The following is an 18,503-nucleotide window of genomic DNA, read 5'->3' on the forward strand; positions in this document are numbered from 1 at the left end:
GTCCTCCTGGGACGGTGGGGGTTTTCCCGCTGGCGGGAAACTGGGTGTGATCGTGCGGATGGGAACAGGACGCTGGGCTCGACCGGCTAGCGGCTCCCTTCGACAGTGGGCAGGACGGGCAGGAGGGCCGCACGCAGGCGATCGGCCAGTGCGGTCACCTGCGGGGCGCGCATCACGCTGTAGTGGTCGCCGGGCACAGCCACGCAGTGCGCGTCGCCCGGAACGAGGTCCAGCCACGCCTGGGTGACGTCCGGGCTCGCTCCCTGCTCCGCGCGTACGAGAAGGACCCGACCCGGGTACGGCGCGGGGTTGTAAGCGAGCAGGGCTCGGTAGTTGCGCGCGAACCGCTCGAAGATCGCGCCGAGCGTCTCACTGTCTATATCGGACGGCAGGACCTGCTCGGCACAGGCCCGCGTGTGCAGCACGCGCAATGCCTCGGCGCTGCCGCCGGGAAAGCTCTCCGGTGCCGGTGCCCACGAGCGACCCGCGAGGCCCGCGAGGTCGCGTGCGAACCACGACAACAACTGCGGGTCGTCGACCTCACGGCCGGGTCCGGAACCGGGTGGCTCCAGCAGGTCGATGACGGCGACGAGGTCGACCTCGTGCCCGGCGTCGGAGAGCTGCCGGGCGATCTCCAGTGCGACCATACCGCCCATGGACCACCCGCCGACCCGGTACGGCCCGGTGGGGATCGCGGCGGTGAGCGCGGCCACGTAGTGCCTGGCCAGATCCGGCACGGTGCCGAGGGGGACGTCGGCGTCGGGAACCTGGAGCCCGTAGCACGGCTGGTCGGCACCGAGGGCGTCGGCGAGTGCGGCGTAGCACAGCACGTCGCCACCGACCGGGTGCACGAGCAGCAGCGGCGGCTGGGTCCCTCCGGTGCGGATCGGGACGAGTGCGTCGCGGCCGGTCTCGGCCTTGACGTCACGCAGCCGCTCGGCGAGCCCCTCGATGGTCGGCCTGCCGAACAACTCCGACAACGGCAGCGCGCGGCCGAACTCGGCACGGACCCGCGACACCAGCCGCACCGCGAGGAGCGAATTGCCGCCGAGGGCGAAGAAGTCGGACGCCACCCCGACCTCGCTGCCGGGGAAGAACTCCGACCACACCTCCACCAGCCGGGCCTCCACCGCGTCGCGCGGGCCGGTCGCGTCCGTCGCGCCCGATGCGGGGGCGTCCGGCGACGGAAGCGCCGCGCGGTCGACCTTGCCGTTGGCACTCAACGGAAGTGAGTCCACGATGACGACACGCGACGGCACGAGGTAGTCCGGCAGTTGCGCGCGGAGCCCGGCGAGGAGACCGGATTCGGTGACATCCCCCACGGCGTAGGCGACGAGCCGTCTGGTGTGCCTGTCGCCGACCGCCGCGGCCACGGCGGCGCGCACGCCTGGCTGCCGCAGCAGCGCCGCGTCGACCTCGCCCAGTTCGATCCGATAGCCGTTGATCTTGACCTGGAAGTCCTCGCGGCCCAGGAACTCGATGGTGCCGTCCGGCAGGTAGCGGCCGAGGTCGCCGGTTCGGTACAGCCGCTCGCCGGTCACCGGATGGCGGACGAAACTCGCGTCGGTCTTCGCTCTGTCGCCGAGGTAACCACGGGCCAGTCCGGCGCCCGCGATGTGCAACTGCCCGGGTACCCACACGGGACACGGCCGCATCTGCTCGTCGAGCACATGGAAGCGCTGGTTGCGCATGGGCGTGCCGTACGGGATCGACGTCCACCGCGGGTCGACGCGGTCGATCGGGTACCAGATCGACCAGATCGCCGCCTCGGTCGCGCCGCCGAGGCTCCACACGCCCGCGTCGGGCAGGAGCGTCCGGATGCGGTCGGGCAGGGTGACCGGGATCCAGTCACCGCTCATCATCACGACGCGCACCGGCAGGGCGTCCACCTCGGCGGCGAGCGCGTGCTCGGTGAACATCTCCATCAGCGTGGGCACGGTGTTCCAGACCGTCACCCGGTGTTCGGCCACCAGTTCGGCCCACCGCGCGGGCTCGCGCAGCGCCTGGGGCTCGGGCAACACCAGCGCGCCGCCGACGCCGAGCACGCCGAACACGTCGTAGACCGACAGGTCGAAGTTCAACGCGGACAGGCCCAGCACCCGGTCGTCCCCGGTCACGCCGAAGCGCTCGTTGACGTCCACCACGGTGTTCAACGCGGCCGCGTGCTCGATCATGACGCCCTTCGGCGTGCCGGTCGAGCCGGAGGTGAAGATGACGTACGCCAGGTCGGTGGGCTCGGTCGTCGTGGGCAACGGGTCGTCGGCGGGCTGCTGCGCCTCCGGGCCGTCCACGGCCAGCCGGACGGCGTCCCCCGGCCAGTCGACGCGATCCTCCACCCACGACTGGGTCAGCAGGACTGAGCCGCCGCACAGGGCAAGCAGGGTGTGCAGCCGTTCGGTGGGCACTCCCGCGTCGACGGGCACGTACGCCGCACCGGCCCGCAGGACGCCGAGCACGCCGACGACCTGCTCCCAGCCCTTCTCCATCACCACCGCGACCAGATCACCCGCGCCGACGCCGTGTTCGCGCAGCCAGTGGGCGACGCGGTTGGCGGCTTGGTCCAGCTGGCCGTAGCTCAGCGTGCGATCAGCAGCGATGACAGCGGGAGCGTCGGGCCGTTCGGCGGCGGCAGAGGCGATCGGCTCGTGCAGCAGCCCACGGGGGCGTGGCCCGGCGGTGTCGTTGACCCGCCCGCGGATCTCCAGGTCCGCGGCGGGGACCAGGACCGGCGTGGCCGCGTCCCAGGCGGCCTCGTCGTGGCAGAGCCGGCGCAGCAGGTCGACGTACGCGCCGAACATCGCGTCGACCATGCCCTCCGGGAACAGGTCCTCGACGACGTCCCAGTTGACCGCCAGCCCACCCTGGTCCTCCACGACCTGGTGGTCGAGCCACACCTGCGGGGTGCGGATCGAACTGGACACCTGGGTGCCGCGCTCACCCAGTTCGATCAGGTGTTGCGCGAGGCCGGTCGCCGCCGGGTCGTTCTCGGAGGACGCGAAGTTGACCATGCTGGCGAACACGACCGGCATGCCCGCCGAGCCCGCTGTGCCACGCACGCGGTTGAGCTCGCGCAACACGGCGACACCCGAGACGTGACTGTGCTCCAGATCGGTCCACAAGCGGCGTTGCACCCGCTCGGCCTGGGCGGTGAAGGCCTCGCCCGCGCCGCAGTGCACTTCCAGCAGGGTGGTGGCGCTGAAGTTGCCGACCACGTCCGGGACCTGCTCGTGCAACGGCAGCCGGTTGAAGAACAGGACGTTCAGCGTGAAGCTCCCGGACTTGCTCCACGCCGCGAGCACCTGGGAGTAGGCCGTGCACAGCGCGGCGGACGCGGTGACGCCACGGGCGCTCGCGTGCCGTTTGAACGCCGCCCACACCGACGGGTCGAGCCGCGTGGAGCGGTGGGCGAAGCGCGGTGCGCTGATCGCCGCCGGACTGGTGGCCAGCGGCAGGTCCGGCGCGGGCGGCAAGGTTTCGACCCGTTCACGCCAATAGCGCTCGGCCGCGTCGTGCACAGGCGTCCCGGCGATGGACTTGGCGGTGGTGACGTAGTCGCGGTATGTGATCTCCAGCGGCGGCAGGTCGCCGTCCTCGCCGCGGTAGGCCGCTGCCCACTCGCGCAGGAACACGGATGTGCTCCACGCGTCGATGATGAGCGCGTCGAGTCCGATGTGGAGCCTGGCGGACTCGTCGGTGAGCCTGGTGGCGCGCACGACGAACAACGGCCAGACGGCGGGGTCGAAGACCTGGTCGCGGACCTCCGCGTGGATGGCGGCGAGCGCGTGCTCGCGTTCGTTCTCCGGCAGGTCGCGCAGGTCTGTGACGTCGATCCGGTAGTCGGGCACCTCAGGCAGCACCCGCTGGGTACCGTCCGGGCTCACCACCGCGCGGAGCATGTCGTGCCGTGTGATCATGCGGCGCAGCGCCGCGTCGAGCCGTTCGAGGTCCACCTCGACGTCGACCTCCAGGAAGAAGTAGGTCGACACCCCGCCGAGTTCGAACACCTCGGACCGGCCGAGCAGGTAGGCCTGCTGAAGGTCGGTGAGCGGGAACGGGTCGTGGCGGGCCGCTTCGTCGGCGGTGATCGCGGGCAGTCCGGCCGCGGGGTGCGGCTGCTCCTCGGACGCGCCGCCCAGCAGGGCGATCGCCTCCTCGGCGAGGCCGGCGATGCTGCGTCCTTCGAGGAAGGCCACCAGCGGCAGCGTGATGCCGAGTTCGACGGCCATCGCGTCCTTGACTTCCAGCGCCATCAACGAATCCAGGCCGAGGTGGGGCAGCGGCTCGTGCACGTCCAGGTCCTCACCACGAGAACCGAGCGCACGACCGATCAGACGGGCGAACTCCACGCGCAGATGCCCGGACCGCTCGGCGGCGGGCACCTGTGCGAGGACATGACCGGCCGGTTCGGTGCGTACCACAGCGGCAGGGCGGACCGGCGGGCTCTGCGGACTCGGTGCACTGCGCAGCAGCGTGGATCGTTGTGCTCGCTTCAGGTAGACGCCTTCTGCTTCGGCGACCGCCCGACCTGTCGCGTCGTAGAGCCGCACGGTCGCTGCCAGCGTCGACGACGGGTCGGATGTCGGCGCGAGCCGCACATGGCAGTACGTCGTCTGGTCGGGTTCGTAACCGTGGAACACGAAGCGCTCCATGCCCACGAGCATGAACACGGCATCACGCGGAGTCTCCGCGGGCAGGCAGGAGAACACGGTCTGGAACATGGCGTCGATCAAGCCGGGGTGCAGCAGGTAGGGCGCGCACTCGCCGGGCCGTGGTGCGCGCATCCGGGCCAGCGCTTCTCCCGGTTCGCACCAGACGTGCTCGATCCACCTGGCGGAGTCGCCGAGGTAGACCCGGCGCCGCCACATCCGGCGGTGGAAGTCCACATCGGACAGCTCGCCGGTCAGGCGACCCCGCACGGCGTCGAGGTCGAGTGTCCCCGCCGCGACCGTGTGCGCCCGGAAGGCGCCGCTGGCGTGCAGGGTCCAGAACGAGCCGCCGTTCTCGGCACGGTGTTCGGCGTGGTAGCCGAAGGTGGACGCCCCGTCGACACCCGGTTCGACGACGAGCTGGACCCGTTTCCGCTCACCGTGTTCCAGCACCAAGCTCGTGAGCACGAGGCTGTCGGTGACCGCGACCGCACCGGTGCCGCCGAGCCGCGCGGATGCGGCGAACACCGTGTCCAGGTACACACCGATGTTGACCACCGGCAGCCCGTCGACCATGCAGTCGTTGAGGCACGGGTGCGTCTCGGGATCGAGGACGGCGTCGAACTGCGTTTGCGCGAGTGGCGAGGACACCAGGTCACCGAGCAGGTCGACGGACCCCGTCGGTGCCGCGGCGACCGCGCGCACCACAGTGGGTTCAGTGGGTTCGAACCATTGGCGGGAGCGCTGGAAGGGATAGGTCGGCACTGTGGCGCGGCGTCGGCCCCGGCCCGCGTCGAACGTCGCCCAGTCGACCTCCACACCGACGGTGTGCAGTCTGGCGAGACTGTCGGTCAGCACCTGCCAGTCACTGTGTCGCGGCCGCAGCGACGGCAGGAAAACCAGGGGCCGCTCGGGTTCGCCGGGCGGAGCGAACCGCTTGGCCATGCCGGTCAGCGTCGGCGCGGGCCCGATCTCGACGAAAACGCGGTGGCCCGCGTCGTACAGAGCGGTCATGCCCGCGTGGAAGGCCACCGGCGCACGGGCGTGCTCACGCAGATAGGCCGCGGAGTAGACGTTCTCGCCGAGCAGCACCTCGCCGGACACGTTGGACACCAGGGGGATGCGTGCGGCGTGGTACTCCACAGTAGACGCTTCGGCCTCGAAGGCGGCCAGCATCGGGTCCATCCGCGGGGAGTGGAACGCCCGGGACACGGCCACTGGTTTGGCGCGTATCCCTTGCTCGGCCAGCACGGCCAGCACCTGTGCCACGGCGTCCTCGGCTCCGGAGACCACCACGCTCTCCGGCCCGTTGACGGCCGCGATCGAGACTTCCCCGCCCCACGGCTCGAGGACCGCGCGAACGGACTCGGCCGACGCGAACACCGACGCCATCGCGCCACCATCGCCCAGGTCCTGCATCAGTTGACCCCTGCGGGCCGCGAGACGCAGCGCGTCCCGCAGGTCGAGCACTCCCGCCACACACGCTGCCACGAGTTCGCCAAGGCTGTGCCCCAGCACCGCCGCCGGTTCCACACCCCACGACCGCCAGAGCGCCGCGAGCGCGTACTCCACAGCGAACAGCGCGGGCTGGGTGTAGCGGGTCTCGTGCACCAGGTCGGCCTCGTGCGGAGCCGGATCGAGCACCGACCGCAGCCGTCGGCCCAACAGCGGTGCCAGCACCTCGTCGCACTCGTCCAGCGCGGCACGGAACACCGGCTCCGTGGCGTCGAGTTCACGGGCCATGCCCGGGTACTGCGCGCCCTGACCGGTGAACAGGAACACAACCTTGGCCTTGCTCCCAGCAGGCACGTGGGCCGTGTACGCCGATGACGGCATGCCGCCCTCGGCGACGTCTGACAGCGACTCGTGCAGGCTCTTGGCTGTCGGCCCGGAGAGCGCCAGTCTGTGAGCGAAGGCGGCGCGACCGGTGTTGGCGGTGAAACACACGTCGGCCAGTTCGTCGTCCGCCATCTCGGACAGGCGATCGCGGTACCGCTCGACCAGCGCCGACAGCGCTGCCGAGGACTTCGCCGACAGAGTCAGGACATGTGAGGTGCGCTCCGGACCGGCCGGGACCGGCTCGGGTTCGGGCGCCTGCTCCAGGATGACGTGGGCGTTGGTACCGCTGGCTCCGAACGAGCTGAGCCCGGCGGCCCTCCGGTGCTCACCGTTCGGCCACGCGGTCACCTCGGTGGGGATGCGCAGGTTCAGGTCGTCCATTCCGATGGCCGGGTTGACCTCGGTCAGGTGCAGGTGCGGCGGGATCTCGGCGTGGTGCAGCGACAGCGCGACCTTGATCAGGCCCGCGATGCCCGCCGCGGGCTCCAGGTGACCGATGTTCGTCTTCACCGACCCGACCAGCAGCGGGTCCCTCCCGGCGCGGTCGCCGAACACCGCGTCCAGCGCGCGCAGTTCGATCGGATCGCCCAGCGGGGTGCCCGTGCCGTGTGCCTCGACATAACCGACATGGTGGGCCGGGATGTCGGCGGCGGCCAGAGCCCGTCGGACGACCTCGCGTTGCGCGGCCGCGTTCGGCACGGTGATACCGCTGCTGCGACCGTCGTGGTTGACCGCGGACCCGCGCACGACCGCCCAGATCCGGTCGCCGTCGGCGAGCGCGTCGGACAACCGCTTGAGCACCACCATTCCGGCGCCCTCACCGCGTACGTAGCCGTCCGCGGCAGCGTCGAATGTCTTGCACCGGCCGTCCGGGGCGAGCATCTTCGCCTTGGACAGCACGACGAACCACTCCGGCGCCAGCAGCACGTTCGCCCCGCCCGCGAGAGCGGTGTCCGACTCACCGGTGTGCAGGCTCTGGCAAGCCAGGTGCACCGCGACCAGTGACGACGAGCACGCCGTGTCCACCGACAGGCTCGGGCCGCTCAGCCCCAGCCAGTAGGACAGTCTGCCCGCGGCGAACGTCGACGCGGCGGACGTCAGCGTGTACGCCTCCAGATCGACCGGGTCGACCTGCTGTGCCTGCAGTTGGCCGTAGTCGTTGTTGGTGACGCCGAGGAACACCCCGGTCGGGGTGCCCGTGAGCCCGTCGGGGCGCAGCCCGGCGTGTTCCAGCGCCTCCCATCCGAGCTCCAGCAACAGCCGCTGCTGCGGATCCATGGCAGCGGCTTCGCGCGGTGCGATTCCGAAGAAGGGCGCGTCGAAGCGGTCCACCTCGGGCAGCAGTCCGGCACGCCGGGTGTTGGCGCGGCCGGGTGCCCCGGGCGACGGGTCGTAGAACCCCTTCATGTCCCAACGGGATTCGGGGATGTCGCCGATCCCGTCGCCGCCCGCGCGCAGGAACTGCCAGTAGTCGTCCGGGTCGGCCGCGCCACCCGGCAGCCGGCACGCCATCCCGACGATGGCGATCGGCTCGGTACGGGCCGCACGGGCGGCGTCGAGGTCCGCGCGCAGCTTGCGGATCTCCAGCACGCTCTGGACCAGGAGCTCGTGTTTGTCGTCGGTCATCGGTTCCTCCGTGTGGCGCGGGCGGCGCGCACCTCGTCGGCGAGGATCGCCATGAGTTCCTGTTCGGACAGATTCCCCACGGCTGTGGTCGCAGGACTCGCCAGCCGGGGCTCGACCGGGGCTTGCCCCACCACGTCCGCATGGGGCTTCAGCAGGCCGACGAGGTGATCGGTCAGCGCATCGACGGTGGGGTTCTCGAACATGACGGTGGCGGGCAGCCTGCTGCCGAACTCAGCCTCGAGCCGGGTCCGCACCTGGGCGGCGAGCAGCGAGTCCATGCCGAGCTGGAAGAAGCCGCTGCCCGGGTCGACGCGCCCGCGGTCCAGCCGCAACACCGCTGCCACGGCGGCCACCACGCACTCGAACACCGCCGCGCGGCGCTCCACGGGGTCGGCGGGCAGTTTCCTGTCAGGTTCGGATCGGTGGCTCGGCGCCGGGACGGTCGCCGTGGTCACTGTGGACCCGGCTTTCACCTGGTGGTCGTCGCGGAACCAGAAACGCTCGTGTTTCCACGGGTAGGTCGGCAGCGCGACGGCGCGTCCGCCGACGGGGAACGGCGACGGCCCGTTGACCGCGATGCCGCGCGTGTGCAGGGCGCCCAGTCCGACCTGGGTCGCCAACGTCTCCGGCTCGTCGCGGCGCATCGACGGCAGCAACAGTCCTTGACGACCCGTCACCTCGAATCCCTGCTCGACGGCGGACAGCAGGAGCGGGTGCGGGCTCAGCTCCACGAAGACGCCGTTGCCGAGCCCCATCAGCTCGACCACCACGTCCCAGAACAGCACCGGTTCACGCAGGTTGCGGACCCAGTACCCGGCATCGAGTTCCGTGCCGTCGCAGACCTTCCCGGTGACCGTCGAATGGATCGGGATGGTCGCCGCCTTCGGCGTGATCCCCGCCAGTTCGGTCAGCAGGTCGGGGCACAGCGGGTCCATCTGCGGGCTGTGCGAGGCCACGTCGACCTTGACCGGCTTGCAGAACACGTTGCGGTCGCGCAGGGACGCGGCGAGTTCGGCGAGGACGTCCGCGTCACCGGAGAGAACTGTCGAGGTAGGACTGTTGCACACCGCCACGGCCACGTGGGCGCGCAGGCCGTCGAGCAGCCCGTCCGCCTCCTCCCGGGGCAACGCCACCATCAACATCGACCCCTGGCCGCTGACCGCACGCAGGAGTCTGCTGCGCCCGCAGATGACTCGTACCGCGTCGTCGAGTGACAACGCACCCGCCACGTGCGCTGCGGCGACCTCGCCCATGCTGTGCCCAACCACCGCGGCCGGCTCGACACCCAGTGACCGCCAGCGGGCGGCCAAGCCGACACCGATGGCGAACAACGCGGGCTGCACCAGATCGATCCGGTCAGACCCGCCGTCAGCGGGATCCAGCACGCGTTCCATGACCGAGTGACCAAGGTAGGCGCGCATGGCGTCGTCGCATTCCTCGACAGCGGCCCGAAACACAGCACACCGCTGCATCAGCTCACGCCCCATGCCCGGGCGCTGCGCGCCTTGGCCGGGGAAGACGAACACCACGCCGTGGTCGGGCGAGCCCGTGGTCGAGCCCGCGGCCACGGCGGGAACCTCCTCGCCCGCGAGCCACGCGTCGAGCCGGTCGGCGGCCTCGTCGTGGCTGTCCGCCAGCACAACACCCCGGTGCTCGTGGTGTGTACGGCGATGTGCGGCGGTGAAGGCGATGTCGCGCAGGGCATGCGCCCGCCCGCGTGGTGATCGGAGATGGTCGCGATAGGCCTTCGCCAGCGCGGTGCGTGCTTCGGTCGTCTTGGCGGAGAAGGGAATCAGCCAAGGCCCGGCGTCGACCGGAAGGCCACTGCCCGGCACAGGCGCCGGGCCCAGTACGACGTGGGCGTTGGTGCCGCCCGCGCCGAAGGAACTGACCGCGGCGTGCCGCCGCTCGTCAGCCACGTCCCAGTCCCTGGCCTCGGTCGGCACGGCAAGGCGGCTGCCGGTCAGGTCGATGTGCGGGTTGAGCGACTCGAAGTGGAGGTTGGGCGCGATCCGCCGGTGGTGCAGGCACAGCACCGCCTTGATCAGACCGACCAGGCCCGCGCCCGCCTCGACGTGCCCGAGGTTGGTCTTCACCGAGCCGAGTGCGCACGGCTCGCCGCCCGGCCTGCCGTAGACCTCGTTGAGGGTCTCGACCTCGATCGGGTCACCGAGCGAGGTGCCGGTGCCGTGCGCCTCGACCATGGTGATCTGCGAGGGGTCGAGCCGGGCGCGGTCGAGCGCGCTCCGGATGACCGCCAGCTGCGCCCGGCCGTTGGGTGCGGCGAGGCCGTTGGTCAGCCCGTCCTGGTTCACCGCCGACCCCTTGAGCACCGCCCAGACCCTGTCCGTCTCAATATCCACATCAGATAGTCGCTTGAGGACTACAGCGGTCACTCCCTCGGCGCGGACATAACCGTCGGCACGAGCGTCGAAGGTCTTGCAGCGGCCGTCCGGAGCCAGCGGCAGGCCCTTGCTGTGCGCCATAGCGGACACCGGTGAGAGAATGAGGTTCAGACCACCCACGACCGCGGTGTCGCACTCGCGGGTACGCAGGCTTTGCACGGCGAGGTGCACCGCGACCAGCGACGACGAGCACGCCGTGTCCAGGCTGAGGCTCGGGCCGCGTAGATCCAGCAGGTAGGACAGGCGGTTGGGAATGGCGCAGTGCAGCCCGCCCATGATGGTGTACGTGTCGATGTCGCGCGCGTCGGCGAGCTGCATCTGCAGGTAGTCCGAACAGTTGGTGCCGACGAACACGCCGGTCGTGCTGCCGCGCAGGTCCGCCATGGTGCGGCCAGCGTCCTCCAGCGCCTCCCAGGCGACTTCGAGGAACAGCCGCTGCTGCGGGTCCATCCGTTCCGCCTCGCGCGGGGAGATACCGAAGAAATAGGGGTCGAACCCGTCGGCGTCGTCGAGAAAAGCACCGTGCCGCAGGGTCATCCGGCCGGGCAACGACGGATCGGGGTGGTAGAACTCGTCGACGTCCCAGCGCGTGGCCGGGATCTCCGACACCGCGTCGCGGCCGTGCTCGAGCAGGTCCCAGAAGGAGTCCGGTGAGTCGACCCCGCCCGGCAACCGGCATCCGATCCCGACGACGGCCACCGGTTCCCGTATCGCGTTCTCCAGCGTGTCGACCTTGGCCCGCAGATCCCTGATCGCCGCGAGCGCCCTGGCATGCGGGGCTCCCGTTTCACCTGTCATGGCTGATGGTCTCCAAGCGTCGGTACAGGTCGGCGAGTTCGCGGTCGAGTTGCTCCGCGGAAGCCAGGTCACCGGCGTCGGCAGCGGCCGGACCGGGGGCGGCGACGGCACCTGCCTGGTGCAGCGGGACACCTATCCGCTCCAGCAGGAACGGAGCCAGTTCCCGGGTCGTGGGGTAGTTCCAGATCACCGTCGCCGACAACCGCGTGGCGAACCGCTTCTCCAGCCGGTCGCGCAGTTCCAGCGACATGATCGAGTCGATCCCGAGCGACCGCAGCGGACTGTCCAGGTCGATCCGGGCGACATCCACCCGTGCGACCCCGGCCACGCATTCGAGGACCATCCGCTCGGCTGCGGCTCGCCGCTCCACGGGGTTGTCCAGAGCGGCCAGTGTTTCCCTGGAGGATTCGGTTTCGGTGACGACCGCGGGCCGTGCCTGCCTGCCGGGAGTTGCCTGCTCGGCGAACGACTCCAGCCGGTCACCTGGCACGGGATCACCGGCGCCGCGCGTCCGCTGCCCCGGGCTGGTGTCGAGGTGGTCGAGCCAGTACCGCTCCCGCTGCCACGGATACGCGGGCAGCCGCAGTCCGCGCCTGCCCGGCGTGCGGACACGATCGGTGGTGGGGGAGCCCAGCACCCACAACCGTGCGAGGGAATCGAGCATCGTCTCGCGTTCGGGTTCGTGCCTGCGCAGCGAGGCAACCGCGGTGACGTCGCCAGCCACCTGTCCGATCGCGGGCAACAGGACCGGATGGGGGCTCATCTCGACGAACGCGGCGGCGCCCTCGTCGATCAGGCCCGCGACCCGGTCGGCGAACAGCACGGGTTCACGCAGGTTGCTGACCCAGTAGGCGGCGTCCATGTCCGGTCCCGCCATGACCCGGCCGGTCACCGTGGAGTGCAGGGGGACCTCGGCCTGCCGGGGTTTCAGGTCGGCCAGGAGGTCGAACAGGTCGGCCCGCAGCGGATCCATCTGCGGGCTGTGCGAGGCGACGTCGACCTTGACCCAGCGGTGGAAAACCCCGAGCAGGTCCAGATCCGCGGCGATCTCGGCCAGTGCGCCCGGATCTCCGGAGAGGACTGTCGCACGTGGACTGTTGTTGACCGCGACGGAAACCGCGTGCTCGCGGCCGTCAACCACACTGTGCGCCTCGTCGAGGGGCAGTTCACAGGCGAGCATCGCGCCCTGGCCACTGACCCGGCGCAGCAATGCGCTGCGCCCGCAGATGACCCGGACCGCGTCCTCGAGGCTCAGCACACCCGCCACGTGCGCCGCGGCCACCTCGCCCATGCTGTGCCCGACGACAGCGTCAGGCACCGTTCCCCAGGACCTCCACAGCGCCGCCAGAGCGACGGCCATGGCGAACAGCGTCGGTTGCACGACATCGATGCGGTCCAGCCGGGACTCGTCCTCGGCTGCCGCCAGCTCAGCCACGACCGACCAGCCCGCCTGGTCCGCGATGGCGGCATCGATCTCACGGATGGCGTCGTGGAACGCGGGTTCGGTGCGCAGCAACTCACGCCCCATGCCGACCCACTGAGGACCCTGTCCCGGGAACACGAAGACCGTCTTGGGACGGGTCAACGCCGCCGCGTCCGGCACGTGGACCGCGGACGGGTCCTCACCCCGGGAGTAACCTGCCAGCGTTTCGGCCACTTCGGCCGCTGAGCACGCGACGGTGGCGAGCCGGTACGGCTGCTCGGTGCGCCGGGCGGCGGCGTCGGCGATGTCGGCAAGGTCAGCAGTCGGGGACAGTCCGGCGCCGACGCGACCGGCGAGAGCGCGTAACGCACCTGGGGTGCGCGCGGACAGGGTGACCAACTCGGCGGCTGGTTCCCGCGCATCGCCTGTACCGAGGTCAGCGAGTTCCGCGAGGGCGCTGACGAGCCCGGCACGGTCGTCGTCACCCCGGCACATCGTGGTGATCACCCTGCCTCGGCCGACGGCCTTGGTGACCTGCCGCAGCGCCGAGGCCAGCACCGGGTGCGCGCCGACCTCCAGCAGGATGTCGTGCTGGCCTGCCAACCGCGCCGCCGCGTCGGCGAGTCGTACCGGGCGGCGCAGCCCGTCGGCGAAGTAGTCGACGCCGAGAGCGCGCCAGTCGACGGGTTCAGCGGTGACCGCCGACATCATCGGCACACGGCCAGGGCGCGCGGTGACATCTGCGCCACGAGCACGGAAGTCGGGCAGAGCGGGCTCAAGGGCGGGGCTGTGCACGGCCACGTCGATGCGGACCATGCCGCAGAGCACACCGCGCGCCCGCAGCTCGGCTCGGACCGCCCGCAGCGCGTCCACGTCGCCTGCGAGAGCGGTGGAACGCGGACCGTACTCGGCCGCCACGACCAGGCCGGACCCGGTGAACTCGGCCAGTTCCACCGGTGTCTGCTCGGCGACGAGCATGCCACCGCCCGCGACCGCGGCCTGCGCACGGCTGTAGAGGTGCACCAGGCGCGCGCCGTCGGTGAGGTCGAGCATCCCCGAGACGACTGCGGCGGTGATTTCGGAGAAGCAGGCGCCGACGACCGCGGCGGGCCGGACACCGACCGTGCCGAGCCATGCGGCCAGACCGATCTGCACGGCGAACGACATCGGCTGGGCGACGTCGACAGCGTCCACGCGACCGTCGTCGGCGGTGAAGAGCCTGTCGACGACCGACCAGCCCAGGTGCGGGCGCAGGGCCGCGTCGCAGTCGCGCACGGCCGCGCGGAACACCGGCTCGTCGCGGTACAGCGAGCGCGCCATGCCCGTCCACTGCTGCCCATGTGGGGAGAAGACGAACGCCACTGAAGGCCGGGCGTCCACCACTGTCGGCTCCGGCCGCGGCAACGGCGTGGACCGGGGCACACCGCGCAACACGACGTGCACATTGGTTCCACCCCAACCGAAGGAGCTCACTCCGGCCAGTGCCGCGCGTCCCTCCGGCCACAGTTCGCGCTCGACAGGCACCCGGAGGCCGAGTTCGGCGAAATCGATGTGCGGGTTGGGGTTGTGGAAGTGCAGGTTCGGCGGGATCTCGCCGTGACGCAGGCACAGCGCGGCTTTGATGAAGCCCGCCACGCCCGCCGCGCCCTCGAGGTGACCGAGATTCGTCTTGACCGAACCGATGACCAATGGCGAGTCGGCCGAACGGCCCGCGCCGAGGACCGCTCCCAGCGCGGACGCCTCGATCGGGTCGCCCAACTGGGTGCCAGTGCCGTGGGTCTCGACGTAGTGCACGTCCGCGGGCAGGACACCGGCCCGTGCGTAGGCGTCGCGCAGCACCTCTTCCTGGGCCACCGGGTTCGGCGCGGTAAGGCCGTTGCTCAGGCCGTCGTTGTTGGCCGCCGAGCCCGCGATGACACACCAGACGTCGTCACCGTCGGCGAGCGCACGAGAGAGTCGCTTGAGCACGACCACGCCGCAGCCTTCGCCTCGGCCGTAGCCGTCGGCGGCCGCGTCGAACGATTTGCAGCGCCCGTCCGGGGACAGGCCGCCGAACCTGGTCAGCCCGACGCTCGTGGTGGGGTCCAGCAACAGGTTGACGCCCCCTGCGATGGCCATCGTCGACTCGTTGAGCCACAAGCTCTGGCAGGCGGTGTGGATGGCGAACAAGGACGCCGAGCACGCTGTGTCGACCACTACGCTCGGACCGCGCAGACCGAGCACGTAGGACAGTCGGTTGGCGATCATGTTGACCGCACGGCCGGTCGCGGAATGGCTGGTCATGCGGGCCAAGCCGGCGTGCGCGAGGTCCGAGTAGTCGTGCCAGATGGCACCCGCGAACACCCCTGTCCGGCTGCCTTCCAGCGCGCGGCCGTCGATGCCCGCGTCCTCCAGCGCCTCCCAGGCGACCTCGAGGAACAGCCGTTGCTGCGGATCGATCTCCGGTGCTTCGCGCGGCGAGATCTCGAAGAACAGCGGGTCGAACCCGTCGATCGGCTGGTCGAGAAAACCCGCCTGGTCGGTGGCCATCGCCGTCTCGGGCCACCGATCCGCGTAGTCCGCCGCGTCCCAGCGGTCCGTGGGCACGGTGCGCACCGCGTCCACACCGGCACGCAGCATGTCCCACAGTTCGCCGGAGTTCTCCGCGCCAGGGAACCGGCATGCCATGCCCACGACCGCGATCGGTTCGTCGACCTGGGCAGCCGCGGATGCGGCGACCGGCTTGGCGACGGGCGACATCAGGTGTTCGGTGAGCGCGTCGATCGTCGGATGGGCCCACAGCGCCGCGGTCGGCACCGGCCGATCCCACTTCCGGGACAGGATGGTGATGAGCTGGGTCGCTCGCAGCGAGTCGAGGCCGAGCCGGGCGAACTGGGTGCCGGTGTCGATCTCCTCGACCCGGTGACCCACCAGGTCGGCGACGATGCGGTGTAGCCAGGTCCGCACCTGGTCCGGGGACCGGACCGCGTCGGAATCCGTGGTCACTTCAGCTGAACTCACATTCACTCCAATGGAACAGAGCGCGCAAAAGTCGAAAAGGGCATGGCAAAGCCCGTGCGGCAACGGCCCGGCCACCTCGGGCATATCCGCGCGCGATTGATCGCACGCGCGATCATCGCCAGGGAAAATGCACCGAAATGAGCGGAGAGTCGTCTCCGGAACAGCGTTCGTCACCGACGGCTGTGCGACCGCAGCGCTAGATCCCCCATGGACTGCTGACTGCGCTACCAGCCGTCAGGTAACTACTCATCCCCCTACCCCCTCGCCAGAACTGGATCGGCCACCGCGACCAAGGACTTGATCGAATTCCCATCGATTCTGGCGAGGAACAATGTGGACACCGCCCCCCGGAGGGTGCCCTCTGTGGACGAAAACTACCCAAAGCCCCAAAAGAAGTCAAGCTCCTTGACCTGTTGCGCCCGAATGGGCTAACTCCATGCTTAGTCGCAGGTCAAAAGCCTGCCAAGATCGCACGTCGCACTGCTCGCCCACCGGATCCGCTGCGTCAGAGCGCCTCGAACCGGCCCCCTGGTCGGGCATCGACGAAGTCGACAATACCGTTACGGCGGAGTGGTACCGGAGAGGATGCGAGCCAATCGGTATGGCTCGTGCACTTGTCGCTCAGGCGGGCCAGGTTTATCCGTCACACTACGAACTTGGCCGCGATCACCCTGGGGCAGCGTCCCGGTCGATCGGATCATCATCTGTTCCCCTCATGTGAGAAACAATGCTTCCGATCCGTTGTGGGAACGTGTGCACCAGAGGTTGTCCTTGTTTGTAAGTCACATTCAGCCGACCGAAATTCTGTCGAGTCAAGCCTGGGTCGCACACCCGGGACCGGTCCCCGGAAAGAGCTGTCACGGTGGTGAGTCAGGCGAAAGGTGTCGGGCGTGACGGGGGCTTCGCGATACCGAACTCGATTCGTTCTTCGAGGGAATCTGTGGCCAAGAAGGGACCACGCGCTGCGGCGCTGGGAGCTGCCCGACGGAGAGGTCGAGCGTGGCGCGGTCGGGCGGCTTCGCGATCGGACATGCCGCCTCTTAAGGTGTCGTGAGTTTCCGACCAGCCGCGGGACGAAACTTGAGGAAGGCGACGACATCCCGCTGTCAGTCCAAGGCGCCGGATTCTGCGTATGGATGATCATCCCGTGCGCGTACAGTCACCTGCCGTGACGGTTGTGGATTGGGTTGCCTCCGACACGGCGAGCTGGATCTTCTTCGGTATTGGCGTATTGACTACGGCGCTGGCGATTGTCGGCAACCGGTTGATCGCGGGTGGCCGTCAGATCCCGGTGGTCGCCAAGGGCCTGTCGGTGTGGTCTCCCGCCGTGGTGGGGCCTCTGCTGCTGTTGGGTGGCGTGGTGCTGGCTGGTACGGGGGTTGGCAGGCTCAGTTGGCTGAGCATCTTTTCCGGGGCCTTCTGCCTGCTCGTCTTCGCGTACCTGGTACTGCTGGAGAATGTCCACGCGATCCGTCACTGGCGGTACGTCGCCCTTCGGTGGTCTTCGGAGGACTCCGAGCACCTTGCGCGGATGATCTCCGCCGGGGTAAACCGCGAGCTCTTCGACACCGTCAGACCCGACCTGCACTCGCTCGTGCTCGCCGTCCACGCGGCCCTGGCGCCGCGGATGCGGATGGCTGATAGCTTCGACGACTTCGCGAATTCGATGGTGCGCTCGGGGTTCTGGGCACCGGTGTCGGTCTACACCGATGCTGACAACGGTTCGGAGCTCAAGGACGCGGTGTCTGCGGTGCTGCGGGAGTTCGGTCTGACCAGCGCTGTGGAAGAACCCCCGGTTCGGGGCTCTTGGTTCCAGCGCTTCTGGGCGCAGTGCCGAGAGGTCATCGGGTCGAGGTCTGTGCGTGGGCGTCTGGCCAAGGTGGAGGAGGCCATCCATCTGGAGTACCTCGGCAAGCGCCGCGCGGAGATCGACAAAGCGAAGGCCGAGTCGGTCGCCATGCTCCTCGCCGCCATGAAGGAGCAGCAGAACGCCGTCATACGCATCGGGTCGATCATCGCGATCAAGACACAGGGCGATCTTGTCGTCTGGACGATCAGCGAGATGCAAGCCGCTGCGCTGGAGAAGAACAGCGATCTGCTGGGCGACCCGGTGGCAGCACTGAAGTTCCTGCGTGAGGGCGAGCAAACCCAGGAATCAACTAGCCTCGAGCCGCCAACTTAGAGACGCGTTGAGCGACTGACAGAAGCCGACCCGGCAAACCGGCAACATACCCGATCCGGGACAGCCTTCCCCGAGGCGATACGGCACGATAACAACGGAACTCCATCTACCGGGCCCGACACGCCCACCCAAGATCAGTTCAGGAACACGCTCTATGCCACCACACAACGGGCTGGTACGTAACCAACACAGTGCACCCAGCGCCGGAAACCGAACCCCTGGCCGGAAACCGCACTCCAACGCAACCAACAGCGCAAAGCAATCAGACATTATCCGTTAAAACCAGCCCCGGCGACAAGCAGGCCATAAGTAGGCAGACCGTAACTCAACCGTGGTCAACGCTGACAAGCAGCTAAAACGGCGGGACATCATACCCAACGGGCGTGGTAAGCACAGTCCTTCGCCCGGGAGTGGTGAATGCCAGCACCCCGGGCATCACCTGATCGATCCGCCAGGTAGTGCGCTGCCGCATCAGGTTGTGCCGTTTACACAGCATGGCGACGTTCCCCACTCCGGTCACGCCACCCTCGGCGTAGGGGACCGAATGATCCACTTCGCACCGCTGTGCCACCACCGCGCACCCA

4 protein-coding genes and 1 pseudogene are annotated in these 18,503 nt (G+C 69.5%); 1 reads left to right on the top strand and 4 read right to left on the bottom strand.

The features are described 5' to 3' along the window. Positions 1 to 86 precede the first annotated feature (86 nt). The 3 genes from ALI144C_RS05290 to ALI144C_RS05300 are packed head-to-tail and all read right to left on the bottom strand — an operon-like array spanning position 87 to position 15,737. On the bottom strand, positions 87 to 8,111 hold the full coding sequence (locus ALI144C_RS05290; RefSeq protein ID WP_076985863.1) for a hybrid non-ribosomal peptide synthetase/type I polyketide synthase: 8,025 nt from the start codon (positions 8,109 to 8,111) through the stop codon (positions 87 to 89). After that, positions 8,108 to 11,314, bottom strand: coding sequence for a type I polyketide synthase (locus ALI144C_RS05295; protein ID WP_076985864.1), 3,207 nt, complete (start codon positions 11,312 to 11,314; stop codon positions 8,108 to 8,110). Before ALI144C_RS05295 ends, ALI144C_RS05290 begins: the two co-directional genes overlap by 4 nt. Next, positions 11,304 to 15,737 (bottom strand): type I polyketide synthase, encoded by a 4,434-nt coding sequence (locus tag ALI144C_RS05300; RefSeq protein ID WP_168211171.1) that lies wholly within the window; start codon positions 15,735 to 15,737, stop codon positions 11,304 to 11,306. Before ALI144C_RS05300 ends, ALI144C_RS05295 begins: the two co-directional genes overlap by 11 nt. 1,168 nt (positions 15,738 to 16,905) lie before the next feature. On the opposite strand from ALI144C_RS05300, the gene ALI144C_RS05305 reads away from it, so the two are divergent. Next, a complete protein-coding gene (locus tag ALI144C_RS05305) occupies positions 16,906 to 17,919 on the top strand; it encodes a hypothetical protein (protein WP_076985866.1) in 1,014 nt (337 codons plus the stop codon). A 352-nt stretch (positions 17,920 to 18,271) separates the two neighbouring features. On the opposite strand, the pseudogene ALI144C_RS57240 reads toward ALI144C_RS05305, so the two are convergent. Next, positions 18,272 to 18,503 (bottom strand): annotated as a pseudogene (locus ALI144C_RS57240) (hypothetical protein); the annotation flags it as partial.

The organism is Actinosynnema sp. ALI-1.44, from assembly GCF_001984155.1.
Lineage (GTDB): Bacteria > Actinomycetota > Actinomycetes > Mycobacteriales > Pseudonocardiaceae > Kibdelosporangium.

Bases quoted from the DNA above. Each gene is read 5' to 3' on its own strand.
- ALI144C_RS05295 (WP_076985864.1), bottom strand. From the start codon at position 11,314: ATGACAGGTGAAACGGGAGCCCCGCATGCCAGGGCGCTCGCGGCGATC.
- ALI144C_RS05290 (WP_076985863.1), bottom strand. From the start codon at position 8,111: ATGACCGACGACAAACACGAGCTCCTGGTCCAGAGCGTGCTGGAGATC.